The 17,248-nt window shown below is 37.7% G+C and carries 17 protein-coding genes; 14 read left to right on the top strand and 3 right to left on the bottom strand.

Features of this window, described 5'->3' with window-relative positions; translation table 11 throughout:
• The first annotated feature begins 37 nt into the window (after positions 1-37).
• From DI076_RS07685 to DI076_RS07675, 3 genes are all read left to right on the top strand, one after another.
• The gene (locus DI076_RS07685; RefSeq protein WP_108959360.1) at positions 38-508 is read left to right on the top strand and encodes a nuclear transport factor 2 family protein; all 471 of its coding nucleotides are present in this window, start codon (positions 38-40) and stop codon (positions 506-508) included.
• 213 nt (positions 509-721) lie between these two features.
• Positions 722-1,159, top strand: a complete 438-nt coding sequence (locus tag DI076_RS07680) for a DUF2141 domain-containing protein (protein ID WP_217349940.1) — start codon at positions 722-724, stop codon at positions 1,157-1,159.
• A 2-nt stretch (positions 1,160-1,161) separates the two neighbouring features.
• Positions 1,162-1,947 carry an SDR family NAD(P)-dependent oxidoreductase gene (locus DI076_RS07675; protein WP_108959358.1) on the top strand — a complete coding sequence of 262 codons (786 nt, stop codon included), beginning with the start codon at positions 1,162-1,164 and terminating at the stop codon, positions 1,945-1,947.
• Positions 1,948-1,981: 34 nt separating this feature from the next.
• Here DI076_RS07675 and DI076_RS07670 read toward each other — a convergent pair whose 3' ends face one another.
• From DI076_RS07670 to DI076_RS07660, 3 genes are all read right to left on the bottom strand, one after another.
• Entirely contained in the window at positions 1,982-2,833 is an 852-nt protein-coding gene (locus tag DI076_RS07670) for a hypothetical protein (protein WP_108959357.1), read from the bottom strand.
• A gap of 65 nt (positions 2,834-2,898) precedes the next feature.
• A complete protein-coding gene (locus DI076_RS07665) occupies positions 2,899-5,928 on the bottom strand; it encodes a PAS domain S-box protein (protein WP_108959356.1) in 3,030 nt (1,009 codons plus the stop codon).
• Positions 5,929-6,043: 115 nt separating this feature from the next.
• Complete coding sequence (locus DI076_RS07660) at positions 6,044-6,775, bottom strand: class I SAM-dependent methyltransferase (RefSeq protein WP_108959355.1); 732 nt, start codon at positions 6,773-6,775, stop codon at positions 6,044-6,046.
• A 648-nt stretch (positions 6,776-7,423) separates the two neighbouring features.
• Between DI076_RS07660 and DI076_RS07650 the strand changes: the two genes are divergently transcribed.
• From DI076_RS07650 to DI076_RS07600, 11 genes are all read left to right on the top strand, one after another.
• A complete protein-coding gene (locus tag DI076_RS07650) occupies positions 7,424-8,608 on the top strand; it encodes a hypothetical protein (RefSeq protein WP_135358383.1) in 1,185 nt (394 codons plus the stop codon).
• Between the two features lie 214 nt (positions 8,609-8,822).
• Complete coding sequence (locus tag DI076_RS07645; RefSeq protein ID WP_108959353.1) at positions 8,823-9,521, top strand: SDR family NAD(P)-dependent oxidoreductase; 699 nt, start codon at positions 8,823-8,825, stop codon at positions 9,519-9,521.
• A gap of 149 nt (positions 9,522-9,670) precedes the next feature.
• Positions 9,671-9,904 (top strand): hypothetical protein, encoded by a 234-nt coding sequence (locus tag DI076_RS07640; protein ID WP_108959352.1) that lies wholly within the window; start codon positions 9,671-9,673, stop codon positions 9,902-9,904.
• Between the two features lie 2 nt (positions 9,905-9,906).
• Entirely contained in the window at positions 9,907-10,809 is a 903-nt protein-coding gene (gene rpsB, locus DI076_RS07635; RefSeq protein WP_108959351.1) for a 30S ribosomal protein S2, read from the top strand.
• Positions 10,809-11,405 carry a translation elongation factor Ts gene (tsf, locus tag DI076_RS07630; protein WP_100717690.1) on the top strand — a complete coding sequence of 199 codons (597 nt, stop codon included), beginning with the start codon at positions 10,809-10,811 and terminating at the stop codon, positions 11,403-11,405. The genes rpsB and tsf overlap by 1 nt, the downstream gene beginning before the upstream one ends.
• Complete coding sequence (gene pyrH / locus DI076_RS07625) at positions 11,395-12,141, top strand: UMP kinase (protein ID WP_108959350.1); 747 nt, start codon at positions 11,395-11,397, stop codon at positions 12,139-12,141. The genes tsf and pyrH overlap by 11 nt, the downstream gene beginning before the upstream one ends.
• A complete protein-coding gene (gene frr, locus DI076_RS07620; protein WP_108959349.1) occupies positions 12,131-12,682 on the top strand; it encodes a ribosome recycling factor in 552 nt (183 codons plus the stop codon). The genes pyrH and frr overlap by 11 nt, the downstream gene beginning before the upstream one ends.
• 6 nt (positions 12,683-12,688) lie before the next feature.
• Positions 12,689-13,402 (top strand): isoprenyl transferase, encoded by a 714-nt coding sequence (locus tag DI076_RS07615; protein WP_108959348.1) that lies wholly within the window; start codon positions 12,689-12,691, stop codon positions 13,400-13,402.
• Positions 13,399-14,310 carry a phosphatidate cytidylyltransferase gene (locus tag DI076_RS07610; RefSeq protein WP_108959347.1) on the top strand — a complete coding sequence of 304 codons (912 nt, stop codon included), beginning with the start codon at positions 13,399-13,401 and terminating at the stop codon, positions 14,308-14,310. Before DI076_RS07615 ends, DI076_RS07610 begins: the two co-directional genes overlap by 4 nt.
• A 31-nt stretch (positions 14,311-14,341) precedes the next feature.
• On the top strand, positions 14,342-15,502 hold the full coding sequence (dxr, locus tag DI076_RS07605; RefSeq protein ID WP_108959346.1) for a 1-deoxy-D-xylulose-5-phosphate reductoisomerase: 1,161 nt from the start codon (positions 14,342-14,344) through the stop codon (positions 15,500-15,502).
• Positions 15,499-17,205, top strand: a complete 1,707-nt coding sequence (locus tag DI076_RS07600; RefSeq protein ID WP_108959345.1) for a site-2 protease family protein — start codon at positions 15,499-15,501, stop codon at positions 17,203-17,205. Before dxr ends, DI076_RS07600 begins: the two co-directional genes overlap by 4 nt.
• Positions 17,206-17,248 lie beyond the last annotated feature (43 nt).

Genomic DNA, 17,248 nt, shown 5'->3' with positions numbered 1-17,248 from the left:
ATACGATACTAATGGTATCGAAAATAAAGGAGTCAGTATGAAACCTGTATTGTTGTTGGCAACATTGGTGTTGGGTAGTGTAGGGGTATTCGCTAAAACAAGTCGAATTTCCAGTGATAAGGTATTGGAAACTTTTTTTAACGAATTTGGGAAAGGGAATATGACAGGAGTTATCGGTTGTTTTCATGAAAACGCTGTCATCACGGCGGTTCGTAATGAAAGTCGAAACGATGGTCAGTTATATGGATCTTACCGAGGATTAAAAGGTGTGGAAGATTTTCTATCTAATATGGGAAAAGAATTTGATACAAAACAATTCCAAGTAGAACACATCGTTGGGAGAGGGAATGTCGCTTATGCTAGTGGATCTTTCCTTCATATCATTAAAAACACGGGTAAACCATTCCAAAGTGATTGGGCACTAAAGGTTGAATTAAAAGATGGAAAAATTATTTCCTATCACTTTTATGAAGACAGTGCTTCCTATCTTTTGGCTTCTCAAAAATAAGAATCTATGATTGGAAATACCAACTGCAGAAAGTTTAGTTAAGACTTATTTGTAGTTGGTATCCTATTGAAAACAAAGACATCATTTGCCTAGACCTATTAAAATCCATTTGCTTTGTTTGGAAAAATTAAAAAAAAGTTTGACGGGAATTTGAACATAGCCTAAATGTTGACATTGTAAACAATGTTGTCACTGGCAACAAGGGGTGTTGGAATGGAGTTGTTCATCAAAAGATTTGGGATATTTTTCTTTTTCCCTTTTTTTTCATTATTCGCAGCTGATCTGGAAGTGGAGATACTCAATCGTAAATCCAATCAGTCAATCATTCGCTGTGCTGTGTATGAAACAGAAAATGGATTCCTTGCAGATGAAAAACATGCAAGTTTTAAAATAGTTGGAGTGGAAACTAACAATCAGAAAACAATCTGTCATTTTAAAGGGATCCCTGATAAAGAGTATGCAGTTTCTGTCTTAGAAGATTTAAATCGAAATGGAAAAATGGACACAACGTTCATTGGTTTGCCAAGAGAACCTTGGGGAGTTTCAAGGAATCCACCTATGCATCCATTTGGACCACCTACATTCGATGAGGCGGTAGTGAATGTGAAATCAAAACTTTTGATCCAAATCAAAATGAACCATAAGGATTGAAGATGAATACATATCTAAAATACAATCGTTTAGCATTGGTTACAGGAGCAAGCAGCGGAATCGGAAAAGATTTTGCTTATGAATTAGCTAAAAATGGATTTTCTCTCTACTTGGTGGCAAGGGATGTTCAAAAATTAAAATGGATTAAAACGGAATTTGAAACAAACTTCGGAATACAAGTGACTGTTTTTCCAAAGGATTTAACAAAAGAGGAAGATGTTGATGATTTGCTCAAAGTCATTGATTTGAATGATTTTGGATTGATGGTGCTTGCAGCAGGATTTGGATCTGGTGGAAAATTTGATTCATTAGATATTGAAAATGAAGCAAGTATGGTAGATTTGAATTGTAAATCTGTAGTTAAAATATCTCATCACTTTCTAAAAAAGAATATCAAAGGTGAACGGAAAGGTCTTATTCTATTTGGTTCGCTTGTTGGTTTTCAAGGAGTACCCTGGACTGCGACATATGCTGCTACAAAAGCATTTATTCAAAGTTTTGCGGAAGGACTCTATTGGGAATATAAAAAGAGTGGAGTTGATGTGATATCAGTTGCACCAGGACCTGTTCAATCTGGTTTTGGAGACCGAGCTGGTATGTTTATGGGAAATGCACAGTCTCCCGAGGGGATCGCAAAAATTGTTCTAAAAAAATTGGGAAAAACAGTGACTGTTCGACCTGGATTTTTATCAAAATTTTTAGGTTATTCTCTCTTATCTCTGCCAAGGAATCTTAGAACCTTCCTTATGAAACAAATCATGGGAAAAATGGTATTTGGAAATAAATAACATCTGTTAGGATAAAATTAAAACAAAACCGGTGTTATTTGAGAAGCTTCATTTGCTGGTTCGGAATGGCTTTGAACATACGAAAAAAATACATTTCTACAAAGGCTTTGATCACCAGTGTGATAATAGGACCCGATACTGGAAGTTTGATCATTAAAATGAGGGAACCGAAGTAAAAGAATAAAAATCCAAAATAGAACAAAGGTGTATATTCCCAAAGATCGGATGGATTCTTAACTGCACCTAACAGTGATCTCAGTGAATTTAACATTTTTTGGAATTGGTTTTGTTTGGGAATTTTAGGCATACCCATAACAACCCATGCCCAAGATTCATTGTATTTTTTGTAGGCTTTTGTCTCAAAAAAATCGAATAGCTTTGGTAAATATCGATACAATGCAAATAAAAAAATACCCCAAATATAATACTGTTCTTGGGAATTAAGCGACTGATACAGAGTCAAAAAATTAAAATTGGTTTCCAGTGCACCTGTCGTTGCAACACTCAAAAAGAGTTCAATCATCAAATAAAAGAAAAAATTAAAACCAATGAGTAAACTTATAATGCAAACAAGAGCGATAAGTAGAATAGTTCCAAAAAAAGGAACAAAAATGAAATAGAAAATTTTCCCAATGATTGGTTTCGGGATATCCAAATCTTGTAATCCAGCTCCTTTACCCTGTTGAATGGCAGCATAGATAGCACAAGAAATGAGTCTTAACATCCCAAAACCAAATACAAAATATAGTTCGGGATATAATGCGATCATGATATTTCGAGGTTCGGATGCAAAAAGAAACAATCCCAAAAGGGGAGCCAGATCAGCAAAAAAATCAGTCCATTCTTTTTTGGTCCAAGGGAGTAAACTGAGTAAAAAATTATACATTGTCCGAAGGACTTTAAGCAAATTAAAACAATTTCAATCTAATTTTTAATTTAATATAGGAATTTTTAAAGTGGGAGGGAAACTTTAAATGTTGTTTTGCCAGGTATGGAATCGACCGAAACATGACCATTGTGCTTGAAGATCACTCGTCTTACAATGTCTAAGCCCAACCCGCTTCCCTCACCTAACTCTTTTGTGGTGAAGAATGGTTCGAATATCCTACCTATTATCTCGTCTTTGATCCCACAACCTGTATCTTCAATCAGTACACTGATCCATCTGGTTCCATCTTGTTTTTCTGATTCCTTTTTGATTGTAATGGTAAGAGTGCCTTTGTATGACATTGCTTGGATGGCATTGAAGATTAAATTTGTCCAAACTTGGATTAAATCATCGGGAAAACAACGTATCCATAGAGGAGAATCGGGGTAGTTGCGAATCACTTCGATACCCGTTTTAATTTGGCTATTATAAAGGATTAAAACAGTTTCAATGTTTGAAATTAAGTCTGTTTCAATTTTTTCTCCTTGTTTATCAAAATGTGAAAAGTTTTTGAGAGCATAAAGGATTTTTGAAACTCGTTGGATTGATTCAAGAATTGAATTTAGATTTTGTGTTGTATGAATGTAATCCATCCCATAATTAAAAAAATCTAAAAAATCTTCCTCATGGCATAAGTGTTCAATCATGTATAAACAATTTTGAACACCTAAATCGACAATTTCCTCTGCTACAAAATCAGCATCTTTACAACCCAATGATTCCAGTTTTTCTCGGATCAACTTTTTACGTTTTCTTGCTTCTGACCCATGTAAATGGTTTCTTTTTAAAAAAGAATCAACCATCCAAGTAAAATATATTTCTCGTTTTTCTTTTGGTTTGGATGATAACAATTGAATGATTTTTTCTTGGTTGATCATCTGGTTTTTAATGTTTTCTAAAATCAGTTGGCTGGATGCTTGTATGGCGCCCATTGGATTGTTGATTTCGTGTGCGATTCCAGCAATGAGTTGGCCAAGTGATGCCATTTTTTCATTTAAGATCAATTGCGATTGTGTAATTTTTAGCTCTTCTAATGTTTTTTCTAATTCAAGTTTTTGGGTGATAATCAGATTATTTTTTTCTTGGATTTCTCTAAGTGCTTTTTTGATTGATTCTGCTTCATTGATCAATGTTAGGTCGATAAAAGACAAAATACATTTGCTTTCTTCTATTTCTTTTTTATTCACTTGGATTGGGATTAAGGTTCCGTCCTTTTTGATGCCTTCTAATGAAAAACTTTTTTCTTTTTTTTCCAATCCATCCCAAAGAGGATCTGAAATAATATCGCGAATGGAAACTTTTTGAAATGAATCATATCCAAACAATTTTTTAAATGCAAGATTTGCATCTACTATCATATCTCCTTCCGTAATAATAATTGCTTCGCTTGCAAAGTTATAAAAATTGCGGAATCTTTCTTCTTTACTTTCTAATTTTGATTCAAATTCGAATTTTGCAGACACATTTTCCAAAACACCTACCTGTCTTGTTGATTTCGTGAGATCAGTTCCGATGAATGTACCTCTATCCTCTATTGGTATGTAAGTATTATCTTTGCTCCTCAGACGATAGAAAGCATGGTAAGGGCTTTTTGTACCAATTGCATCAGCTAATAATTCTTTGGTGAACATCCTGTCGTCAGGATGGATTAGATTTAGCCATCCATTAAGATCCAAATGATTGAATTCTTCGATTTCGTATCCAAGAACAGATTTGATCGCTCCATCCCAGGTAATTTTATCTTCAGTGATATCATAATCATAAATGATGAGTCCTGTTTGATTGGCAACTTTATGAAACCTTGCTTCATTTTCTAACAGAGCGATTCTTTTTTTTCTAGTTTCGTCAATATTTTCAATACTTCCAATAATGATGGGGCCATTTGTTTCGGATAAAATGAATTTTCCTTGTACTTTGGCCCATATATTGGGATTCCCTTTGATTTCTAATTCTAAATCAAAGGGAGAATGTTCGATCCTTGCTTTCGTTAATGCTTGGTTTAAAGTTTCTTGGCTATCAATTGCAAAAAACTCGATTAATGAATGTATGGTGGGCGAAAAATGATTTGGATTAACGTTTAGTAAGTAATACAAGTCAGGTGTCCAAAACATTTGATTTGACTCAATTGTCCATTCCCAAACACCAGATTTTGAAATCCTTCGAATCTCTTCACCTAATTCGTTTTGTTTTTTTAGTTGTAATTCAATCTTTTTGGTTGAAGTGATGTCCTGGGCAACACCCAATACTTCCGTAGGAATTCCATCTTTATTAAAAGAAAAATTGGTTTCCCAAACTCGAAACCAATGGATGTTCCCATTGTTGTCGAAAACACGGAAGTCTAATACGTAAATGTCAGTGTTTTTCTCTTCTAACATTTTTTTTGAATGCGCTTCTATGAGGTGAAGATCGTCAGGATGTAAAATATTTTGAATTAGGTATTCATAGTTGAGGATAGGCTCAACTTCAAATCCTAAAAAAATTTCTATGCTATTGTTTAAGTATAAAAATTCATCCGTTGTCAGGTTTTGGATGTAAATGATAGCAGGAAGAGTTTTGGTAACTTTGGTGAGTAATTTTTCTTTTTCTCCTAACTTTTTTTGAAGTTCGATGAGTTGGTCCTTTTTTTGGATGACTCCTCGCGCAATCCGTTTCCCATCTTCTGAAATGTAATTGTAGAGTTTGACTTCGCAGTAAACTTCTTCACCATCGCGATTTAAGTGTACCCAATCAAATTTTACATTTCCTTTTTTAAATCCTTCTTCTATATATAATTCTGCTAATATTGGAGAAGGTTGTCCGTTTGGTTGGAACTTGGGGCTAATGTCTATAACAGATAAACTTAATAAATCATTCTTAGTAAAACCCAATATGTCTGTTAACTTAGCATTACAGTCGATGAATAATTGACTCTCCAAATCAAATACAACAACGGCATCTTCATCTTGGTCAAAAAAAGTTTTATAGGTGGTTTGGTCTTTTTCTTTTAGAAGATTTTCTAAGTAGGCAATTTTTTCTTTTGCCTCCTCTAAAGTGATGTCTTCGTTTTCTTTCATTGGGAAGCCAGGAACATTAGTATTCCATAAATAGAGAATCCATCAAGTGAAAATTTGAATGGAATTTTCCTCTTTTTTTGTTTAGTGAATTGTTGCGTAAGTAACTTTGGCAGTTTTATTTTTTTACCAAAATGGTCGTCATCCTTTGGTAGATGTCTTCCCATACAATTTGGAATCCAATGTCTTGTAAGAGAGTAAGACATTCATCTGTTGAGAGTTTTGTTTTGTAGTAAGAGCTGATTTTCATATACCAAGATCCATTTAATTTTTCATACAGTTGGTCGGTGACTCGAAGTTTTTCTCCTTCATCTTCTAAGATACAAGTGAGTATGCGGTTATCATCTGCTTTGACAGGGATAAAACGTGAATCGCCTTGTAAAGGATTGGAATAATCGCGAAAGGAGAGGAGTAAATTTCCATTCGGAGCTAAGGTTTCATAACAGAGTTTTAAAAATTCTTGGATTTGGTTTTTGGAGGAAAGATGTGTTAACGTGTCTCCACAACACAAAAGAAAACTGGGGTTTTGGTTTTTCCATTGAGAAACAGTCAAAATGTCAGCATTGATGGTTTGGATGGGAAGGTTTTCCTTTTTTCTCGTCTCTTCTAATTCTTTTAATAACTGCAAATTAAAATCGATGGCGATGACTTCATATCCTAACCGAGCCAATGCGATCGATTGTAATCCATTCCCTGCACCCAAGTCGATGGAAACTTCCTTGTTCAGCGGTGTTAATTTTTTTTGTATTAAGTATTCTTGGAAAGCTTGGATTTTTGGTTCGAGGTCTCCGAGCATCCATGAATAAAAAATTCCTAAATGATTTTCGTAGTGTTCTTTTGGTTCTTTCATATGGCCTATTTCGATTTTGATAATGATACTAAAATTTGGGAACTCATTTCCTGGGAAATTTGAATCAACAAATTTCTGTTAAGAATTAAAATAGATTTGAATATTCAGTTTTTCCATTTAACTCAAATGTCATTATAAAATTTTTAAGTTAAGAAATGTTAAAACAAATCGGACAACTAGTGTTTTTTTAGTTTTATTGAGTCATTGTGTTGGGGATTTTTACTTTGATACAAAAAATGAACTAGACTCATCAATGGTAACGCGTGACGAAGATTTTAGGAAGTTCAATGCTGCTTTAATTCTTAAAAGGTCAATTTGTCCCGAAGCTTCAGATTTTTCCCATGTGAGCAGTTCGATCGAAACAAACCGACAATTTTCCAATTGAACTTCCCCGTTTGTCGTGGGTTATTTGTACCAGGTGGGTCCTCTGGGAATTCGATTTAGAAGGAAAAAATAATTAATTCTGAAAAATAAAATGAACGAAGAAAACTTCGTATATGTCTTACGTAAGATGTTTGTCATTAGTTTCTGCATCGATCACATTTCCCCATGAATCGATTTTTATTTTCAAATAGTTTTGTTCGAGTTTTTGGCTTAGTACTTTTGATTGTCTACATTTCTACACCGATTGATTCTAAGGAAAAGGGAATGGTTTCTCCAAAAAATAAGGAATCAGTTCAGGGAGAAAAGGAGGATATAGAGAAGGAAGAGGAGACGATTTCTATAGAAGTAACTCATGAGATCACAAATGACTTTGTTTGGAGAGGGCAAAGTTTTTCTGGAGATTATATTTCCAGGCGAGACAATTTACCTTATAAAAGTATTTCAGAAGCGTATACGTATGTTCCAGTTGCTAGAATTACGCATACAAACGGTTTTTTCTTCGAATTAGAAGCAAATATTGCCTTAAAAGGGAGAGGAGATCGCGATTCGGATCAAAGGATACAATCTTATCCTGGTGGAAACGAAATCGATATCAATCGATGGACTGGAAAATTTTTAACTAATCCCAATGACAATATCAATTTTTATGATCCATCTAACGCAGTTTATTCGGAAAATTGTAATCCTTCTTTAGCAAATGATCCTTTTGCAAATCCTTGTGCAATCAATCCAACCCAAATCAAAACATATTCCGAAAGAAATGGACTCGGGAGAACGGATGGGCTTTTCACAACGTTTGCCTACGAAATGGAAACGAGACGATTCGGAACCTTCACTGTTGGGTCTTGGTGGTATTTTAAAAAAAATCGATCTTCGAAAAATACTTGGAATGAATATTTTATTTGGTGGGAGCTGCCTTGGTTCAAACAATCTTTGAATCCTACGATCCAATCATTTAAACAAACTTCTGCGAATACGCAAGCAGGTTATTCAAGCCAATATTCATCGTTTTCAATAGGGCATCATTTTCTGAAAGAAAAGGAAGTTTCCTTTGAATGGACAACTAGTTTCGGTTATGTTTGGGTGAACAATCCTGATTCGCAAAAATCAGGATTAAATGATATAACTTCAACCATTAAGTTTTTATGGAATCAATACTTCTTTTCATTGAATCATGCCCATAGACCTGAGATTGATTTATACGATAATGATAAGATTTATTTTGTGAATTCTGAATCAAATCTTCCACTCACCAATCTTTCAGAACGGGATGGAATGACTTCTGATCCTTCTAAAACTTTCGGGATTCAGAGTGACCTGATAAGCGGTGCAATAAACCAGTTGGATACTTCTGATTTGATTCAAGTGTGGGCAAAAAACAGACTCCAAAGCCAAATGATTCCAAGAAATTTATTTTGGGTTGGAATCGGAATGACTCAAACTTTCTAAAGACTTTGGAATCAAATTTTGTTGGGTTTTTGTAATTAAGGTAAAGATGTGTATTTGGAAGTTTCGTTTTTTCAATCCAATTTATTTATCTACCTATCTTTTCTTAGTTTTTGGATTGTACACTCTTCTATTGATGCCGTCTAAAAAATGAAACTTAAAAAATCCAAAATAATGGAAATCAATTCTCTTTATCATAATTGTTAGGAATGATTTTATGAAACTTTGTATCATTGGAGCCTCTTCAGGAATTGGAAAAGCAATCGCATCTCTTTGTATCAAAGAAGGTCACGAGGTTTATGGTACCTATTTCCAACACTCAGAAACCGACATGAGTTTTGCGGGATATCGAAAGTTAAATGTTTTAGAAGAGAAGTTGGATTTGGATTTTTTACCAGAAACGTTGGATGGACTGGTGTATTGTCCAGGGAGTGTGGTATTAAAACCGTTTGTAAAGGTGAGTGCAGACGAATTTATCTCGGATTATCAATTGCAGGTGATCGGTATGACAAAAGTAATCCAGGCGGTCCTACCTCGACTCAAAACTTCTACGCAAGCATCTATCGTTGTTTTTTCAACAGTTGCTGTTCAGTCTGGATTTCCTTTTCATTCTATCGTTTCTGCTTCCAAAGGTGCAATAGAGGGTTTAACTAAAGCTCTTGCTGCTGAGTTTTCACCAAACATTCGTGTCAATTGTATTGCACCGTCTATCACAGAAACTCCGTTAGTTGGTAATTTGTTGAATACAATCGAAAAAAAGGAAATGAGCGCAAAACGTCATCCCTTGAAAAAAATAGGGAAACCAGAAGACATCGCTAATTTGGTAAAGTTTTTACTGACTGAAGAATCAAGTTGGATGACAGGGCAGGTGCTCCCCCTTGATGGCGGGATTTCAACTCTTAGAGTTTCCAGTTAGTGTTTTTGAACAGAAACGAGGCGCCCCGGATCGACGGAGCGCCCTCGCCGACGGAGAGCCGGAAATGTGCGCCCATGGTTTTCCTTTCCCCTTGACAATCTGCCCAAATGCCAAATTCTGACAGGAAAGCTTAATAAAGGTGCTTTTGGATGAACAAAACCCAGATGGGGAACCTGCTTTTGGTGCTTTTTTTGGGACTGATGGCGGGAGCTGTGGCAGGAGTGGTCTTGGACCGTCTCTTTGGTACAACCTATCTCTCTCGGTTTTTGTTTGAATCACCAGTATCATTAGAGCTTTACATAATTAAAGTCGAGTTCCAGCTAACCCCTGCAAGTATCGTTGGTCTTGTAGCGTCTGGATATCTCGCACTAAAAAAGGGGTAAGTATGTCAGTAATTTCCATGAAAAGTCTGCTAGAAGCAGGCGTACACTTCGGTCACCAAACACGTCGTTGGAACCCAAAAATGAGTCCTTATGTTTATACGGCTCGTAACGGGATCCACATCATCGACCTTCAAAAGACAGTTCAAAAAACAAAAGAAGCTTATGATGCTTTGAAAAAGTTAACTGGCCAAGGTAAAAAAGTTCTCTTTGTAGGAACAAAAAAACAAGCTCGTGGTGCCATCGAAAGAGCAGCACAAGCGTGCAGTATGTACTATGTATCTAATCGTTGGTTAGGTGGACTGCTCACAAACTGGAACACAGTAAAGAAGTCGATTGCTCGTTTGAAACGACTTGAGCAAATGGAAGAGAACAACTCTTTCGAACAAGAAGCTCGGACAAAAAAAGAAGCATTATCCCTCAAACGTGAATTAGAAAAACTCCGCCAAACACTGGGTGGGATTAAGGATATGGCAGTTGTGCCTGAAATCCTTTTTGTAATTGATCCTAAAAAAGAAGAAATCGCTGTGAAAGAAGCAAAAAAACTTGGTTTAAAAGTGTTTGCTGTGATTGATACAAACTGTGATCCAGAGCCAATCGATTACCCAATTCCCGGTAACGATGATGCGATCCGTGCGATTTCCTTATTCCTTGATACAATGGCAAATGCAGTTCTCGAAGGAACAGGTGGAGAAGTCATCCAAACAAATTTTGCTGAAGATATGGACGCAGAACAACTTGCTCTTGAATACCAAGGTGAGTATGATGAGTCTGGAAAATTCATTATGGACGATGAACTTCCTCCAGTAGCAAAAGACATTCCTGTTGATGCAGAAGCAGCAAAAAAAGCAGCAGAAGTAGCTGCAGCAACAACTGAAGCAAAACCAGAAGCAGAAGGAAAAGAGTAATGGCAGTTAGCTCCGAACAAATCAAAGACCTCCGCGAACGTACAGGCGCGGGCATGATGGACTGCAAAAAAGCCCTCGAAGAAAAGGGTGGCGATATTGAAAAAGCAGTCACTTATTTAAGAGAAAAAGGTTTAGCGAAAGCGGCAAAACGTGCTGGTCGCGAAACTGGAGAAGGTAAAATCATCGCTTATGTTCACGGAACAGGTAAAACAGGAGTTCTCGTGGAACTCAACTGTGAAACTGACTTCGTGGCAAACAACGAAGCGTTTGAAGCTCTTGGAAAAGAGATCGCGTTACAAATCACTGCGATGAATCCTTTGTATGTAAACGAAGAATCCATTCCTAAGTCTGAAATTGAGAACGAAATGAACGTACAAAAAGCTCTTCTTGAAAAAGAAGGGAAAAAAGCGGATCAAATCGAAAAAATCCTTCCTGGTAAAATGAAAAAGTTCTACGAAGAGATTTGTCTCATCCACCAAAAATCAATTCGTGACAACTCCAAAACCATCAATGACCTTCTCCAAGAAGCCATTGCAAAATTTGGAGAGAACATTACTGTTGGTAGGTTCTCGAGGTTCCAAGTAGGTGGGAACTAGTCCGCGTTTCAAACGCATCCTTATTAAAATCTCCGGCGAGGCTCTCGCCGGTGAGGGTGAACTTGGTATTGATACCAATAAAACTTTCTCACTTGCCGGACAAATCAAAGAAGTTCATGACTTAGGTCTAGAAGTGGCTGTGGTAGTTGGCGGCGGGAATATGATCCGCGGCGAAACCTTAGCAAAGTCTGGAATGGACCGTGCCACTGCTGATTATATGGGTATGCTTGGTACCATCATGAATGGACTCGCCTTACAAGATGCATGCGAAAAACAAGGGATGTTTACCCGAGTACTTTCCGCCATCGAAATGAAATCCGTTGCAGAACCTTATATTCGTAGACGTGCCGTCCGCCATTTAGAAAAAAATCGTGTGATTATTTTTGCTGGTGGAACAGGGAATCCTTATTTCACGACAGATACAACTGCGTCCTTACGAGCTGTGGAAGTAGGCTGCGAAGTGATTCTTAAAGCAACCAAAGTGGACGGTGTGTACACGGCGGATCCAAAAAAAGATGCAAACGCACAAAGGTATTTACAAGTTTCCTTTATGGAGTCCATCAAGCACCGATTAAAGGTTATGGATTCAACAGCACTTAGTCTATGTATGGATAATAATATGCCAATCATAGTGTTTGATATTTTTAAAGCTGGTAATTTGAGAAAATTAATCGATGGGGAACCAATTGGTACGTTGATTTCCAATTCAGAGGAAGTGATTCTAGATGGTAGATGAAATTATAAAATCCATGCAGTCCAAAATGGACAAAACAGTTGACGCATTAAAAAAAGACTTTGGAACCATTCGTACAGGAAAAGCAAGTCCGATGATGGTGGAAGATGTAAGAGTGGACTACTACGGAACCCTCACTCCGCTCAACCAACTTGGAAAAATTGCCTGCCCTGAGCCACGTGTCATTCTCATCACTCCTTTTGAAAAAGGAATGTTAAAAGACATTGAAAAAGCAATTTTTGCGGCAAGTCTTGGACTCACTCCCAATAACGACGGTTCTAGCATTCGGATCAATATCCCTGAACTCACAGGGGAAAGACGTAAAGAACTTGCGAAAGTGGTGAAACAAAAAGCGGAAGAAAAAAAAGTTGCGATTCGTAACATCCGCCGTGATGCCAATGATGAATTAAAAAAACACCAATCTGAAATGTCCCAAGATGAACTCAAAGGCCACCAAGATAAAATCCAAAAAATTACGGATTCTTATATTGCAAAATTGGGAGATTTAGAAAAGGAAAAAGAAAAAGAGATCACTACTCTTTAATTTCCTATGAAGTTGAACTCAATCCCTTCCCACATTGCTGTCATCATGGACGGAAATGGCAGGTGGGCGGAAAACCAAGGGAAAAAAAGAACCGAAGGCCACAGAGAAGGGGCAAATGCAATTGATCGCCTTTTGGATGTGGCTTTGGAATACAAAATTCCAAACATCTCCCTTTATGCTTTTTCCACAGAAAACTGGAAACGTCCCATCACAGAAATCCAAGCCATCTTTGGGCTGTTAGTCGAGTTTATTGAGACACGTCTCGACACCATTCATGCCAAAGGGATTCGGATCCACCATAGTGGAGCTAGGAACAAACTATCAAAAACGGTTTTATCCAAAATTGACCACGCCATGGCCGTGACCAAAAAGAATAAAAAACTCACAGCTAACTTTTGTTTGAACTATGGCGGTCACGAAGAAATTTTAAGTAATTTTTCCCGGGTGATGTCAGCACGGAAGGCCAAAAAAGAAGCTTTGGACAAACCCATTTCCTCCAAAGAATTTGAAAAATATTTGTATACATCCCCTTTGCCACCCGTAGATTTATTGATCAGAACTGCGGGAGAACAAAGGATTTCTAACTTTCTTTTATGGCAAAGTGCATATGCAGAAATGTATTTTACGAGTACACTTTGGCCGGACTTTGGAAGGACCTCACTTGAGGAAGCTCTTCAGTTTTTTGATTCTCGAAAACGTAAATTTGGTGGTTTGTTATGAGTGAAACGACACTCCGTATTCTGTCTGCGATAGTGCTTACTTTTATCTATGTCTTTATGATCTTCCATAGCTCATGGTACTTCATAGAATTTTACCTCTTCGGAGTTGTATTGATTTACCTTGGACTCAAAGAGTTGTATGCATTTTGCAAAACAGAAGAATCAAAACCATTTTTTGGAACGGGATTACTGTTTTCCCTACTCATTTTTACTGTGTATTACATCCAGTTTTTGGGCCTTCAGTTTGAAGTGACACCTCCTGGATTTGTTTTGGAACTTTCAAAACTCTTCCGAGAAGGATTTCACCCCATTCCTTTTTTACTCGTGGCTCTTTCCATCACGGTTTGGATTTTACAAATTCTAAAACGCCCATTAGATGGAGCATTATTTTCCGTGGGTGGAACTATGCTTGGTCCCATCTACATTGCGATACCAATTGGTCATTTTTTACTCCTCCTTGCCCTTCCGTTTGGAACTTACTATATCTTCCTCGTTTCTGTGATCACGTTTATGAGTGATGCGGGTGCGTATTTTGGTGGTCGTTGGTTTGGAAAACACCCAGCGGGCTTAAAAATCTCTCCGAAAAAAACATGGGAAGGATACGTAACTGGAAACCTAACGGCTGTCATTGGGGCACAAGTTCTCAATGTAACATGGGAGCACTTTAGCGGTGTGAAATTGCCAGTTGGGATTGTGGAGACCATCATTTTATCCTTTGTGATCTCAGTGATTTCTGTGATGGGAGATTTGGCTGAGTCTGCGATGAAACGTGATGCCAAAATCAAAGATTCTGGAAGTCTCATACCGGGCCACGGTGGGGTATTGGATTTAGCAGATGCCCTTCTGTTTACAGTGCCTGCGATCTATTATTATTTTCTCTTCAAAGGTTTCCTCGGATTCTCTGTCTGATCATTCGACTAAGGATCTGTCTAAACAATATATGGTAGGTGTCTCGGTATTAGGAATTTCAGGTTCTGTTGGCTCTTCCACGGTGAAGGTGCTCAGGCAATTCCGAGACCAGTTTTCGTTACGTAGTTTTTCCGTTCACTCCAATTGGGAAGTGGCAAAAATCCTCATTTCAGAATTTTCCCCCGAAGTGGTTTGTGTCACCGATCCCAAGTTAGTGGGGAAGTTTGGGGATAAATTTGGTTCTACAAACATTTTGTATGGAGACCATGCTCTTATTGACTTAGTCAAATTGCCATCAGTGGATGTGGTGGTTACTGCTGTGGTTGGGGCCAGGGGAGTCCTTCCTACCATTGCAGCCATTGAGGCTGGCAAAAAAATTGCCATCGCCAATAAAGAAACGCTTGTTACCTTTGGGCCACTGATTAATCGTTTGGTGGCAAAACACAAAACTCTAATGGTGCCTGTAGATTCCGAACACAATGCACTTTTCCAACTCATTGAAAGGGAAACTCGTTCCAATATTCGTGCGATTACACTCACTGCATCGGGCGGAAGTTTTCGTACGTTACCTATCGAAGAGTTGGAACATGTTTCCGTAAAACAGGCTCTAAACCATCCAACTTGGTCCATGGGTCCGAAAATCACTGTGGACTCGGCAGGTCTGATCAACAAAGGTCTGGAAGTGATTGAAGCACATTTTCTCTTTGGGTTTTCGTATGACGAGATTGAGGTGGTGATCCACCCGCAGTCTCTCACTCACGGCATCATTGAAACGAGAGATGGCGCTTGTCTGCAATACACAAGCCACCCCGATATGGTGTATCCCATCGCACATTCCTTATTTTATCCAAATCCAACACCGCAAATGCTCATAGAACGAAAACCTTCCACTTGGAAAACCTTGGAATTTTTTCCACCAGATACAAATCGTTACCCTGGACTCACACTTGCCTACCAAGCAGGAAAAGCAGGTGGAGTGGCACCTTGTATTTTTAATGCAGCGAATGAAGAAGCTGTGGCGTTATTTTTAGAAGAAAAAATATCTTTTACTACAATTCCAAGACTCATTGAGTCTGCCTTAAACCAAGTCAAAAATGAATTTCCAGAGACCCTTGAAGGTTATTTGGAAAAAGACAAAGAAACACGAAATTTGATCCAATCTGAATTTTTAAAAGGGGGAGTGACTACATGATCGTATTAATACTCGGCGCTGTATTCATGTTAGCTGTATCGATTTTTATCCATGAATTGGGGCACCTCTTATGTGGGAAACTAGTAGGTGTGGAAGCACGTATCTTTTCGTTAGGTTATGGCAAAGGAATTTGGAAAAAACGGATTGGCAAAACCATCTACCAAATCACTGCCATACCCATCGGTGGTTATGTTTTATTTCGTGGTGATGATTATAGCAAAACTAAAAAACCAAAACAAGGGGATTTGCTCGCGACTCCACCTCTTCGTCGTATGGTGCCTGTGCTTGGAGGTCCATTCGCCAATTTAGTGTTAGGCTTTTTGTTGTTATTTATTTTGGAACTTTCAGGAGACAGCCCTTCTTCCAACCGCATTTTCATTGAAGACGCAAACAAAGTATCAAGCCCTGCTTATAACGCTGGTCTTCGCACTGGTGACAAAATTTTATCCATCAATGGAAAACCCACTGAAAGTTTTGAAGATATTTTTACCAATGTGAGTTTAACTTCTGGTGATCCCATCCAAGTCACCTACCAAAGGGAAAACGAAACTAAGACAGTCGAAATTGTTCCCAATTTATATTCTGCCGGTGGACATCCTACGATTGGGGTGATGCCATTTGGAGAAAGAAGAGTAGTAGCAACCTTTACTTATGGGGAACAAATCAGCCACTTTATGGCGAATGTTTTAGATAAAGATGATAAATCTTCTTTATACTTCCAAGAAAAAATTGAAGAACGAAAAGAAGAAATTCCAGAAGAACTTCTGAAACAACATGAAATCGCAGAACGGGAAAAATCCCTCCGACGTCGAGCTCTCTCTTTTTTGAAAGACGGAGATATGATTTTAACCGTTGCGGGAGTGGATGTTCATACCGTTCCTGAATTACAAACAGAACTTGGAAAACACCAAGGAAAAACCATTCCTGTTGAAGTGGAACGTAAAACCTATCCACTTCTTACCCCTTGGGCAACAGAAAAAGTAACTATACAAATCCCTGTGTTAGGTGCCAATGTGTATGAATTTTGGAATATCGAACATCCAAAATTCCCTGAATTAGGAATTCCTTATTTTCGATTGGATAGTTATGATGCTGAAATCGAAAATCGACTTTCGAATTTAAAAATCCAAAACCAATCATTTGAAACGGCAGATGCCTTTACCTCCTATTTGAAATCCAATGCAGGTAAAAAAGAAATTTGGATCGGCAATATGAAATACTTTGCTGATGTCAATTTGAAACCGATAGGCCTTCTTGGCTTTCGTGCTTCTATGAAATTTGAAGCCGAAAAATTACAGAAAGAGTCAACCGTTTATTCATCACTTGTCGGTGCAGGGAACAAAGTATACGAAAACGTTTCCACGACCCTAAAAGGGATCGGTATGTTGTTCTCTGGGTTATTGTCTCCAAAAGAAAATTTGTCGGGTCCGATTGGGATTGTGCAGATTGCTGGGATTAGTTTGGAATATGGTTGGGTCACTTACCTTGACTTTGTTGCTAAAATTTCATTAGCACTGATGGTGATGAACTTGCTTCCTATACCTATGGCTGACGGCGGACACATTGTACTCTATGCATATGAGGCGATTACAGGAAGACCACTTCCAAGAAAGGCAATTGAAGCGATCTTTCGATTGGGATTTTTCTTTCTCATTGGGCTTGGACTTTATGTTTCCTTCAATGATGTGATGCGTATTTTTTAAAACCAAACTTTGTATTGTTAGATTGTTAACCAGAAAGAGAAAA

The sequence above is a fragment of the Leptospira ellinghausenii genome (assembly GCF_003114815.1).
Classification (GTDB): domain Bacteria; phylum Spirochaetota; class Leptospiria; order Leptospirales; family Leptospiraceae; genus Leptospira_A; species Leptospira_A ellinghausenii.
This window is presented reverse-complemented; position numbering and strand designations above follow the sequence as displayed.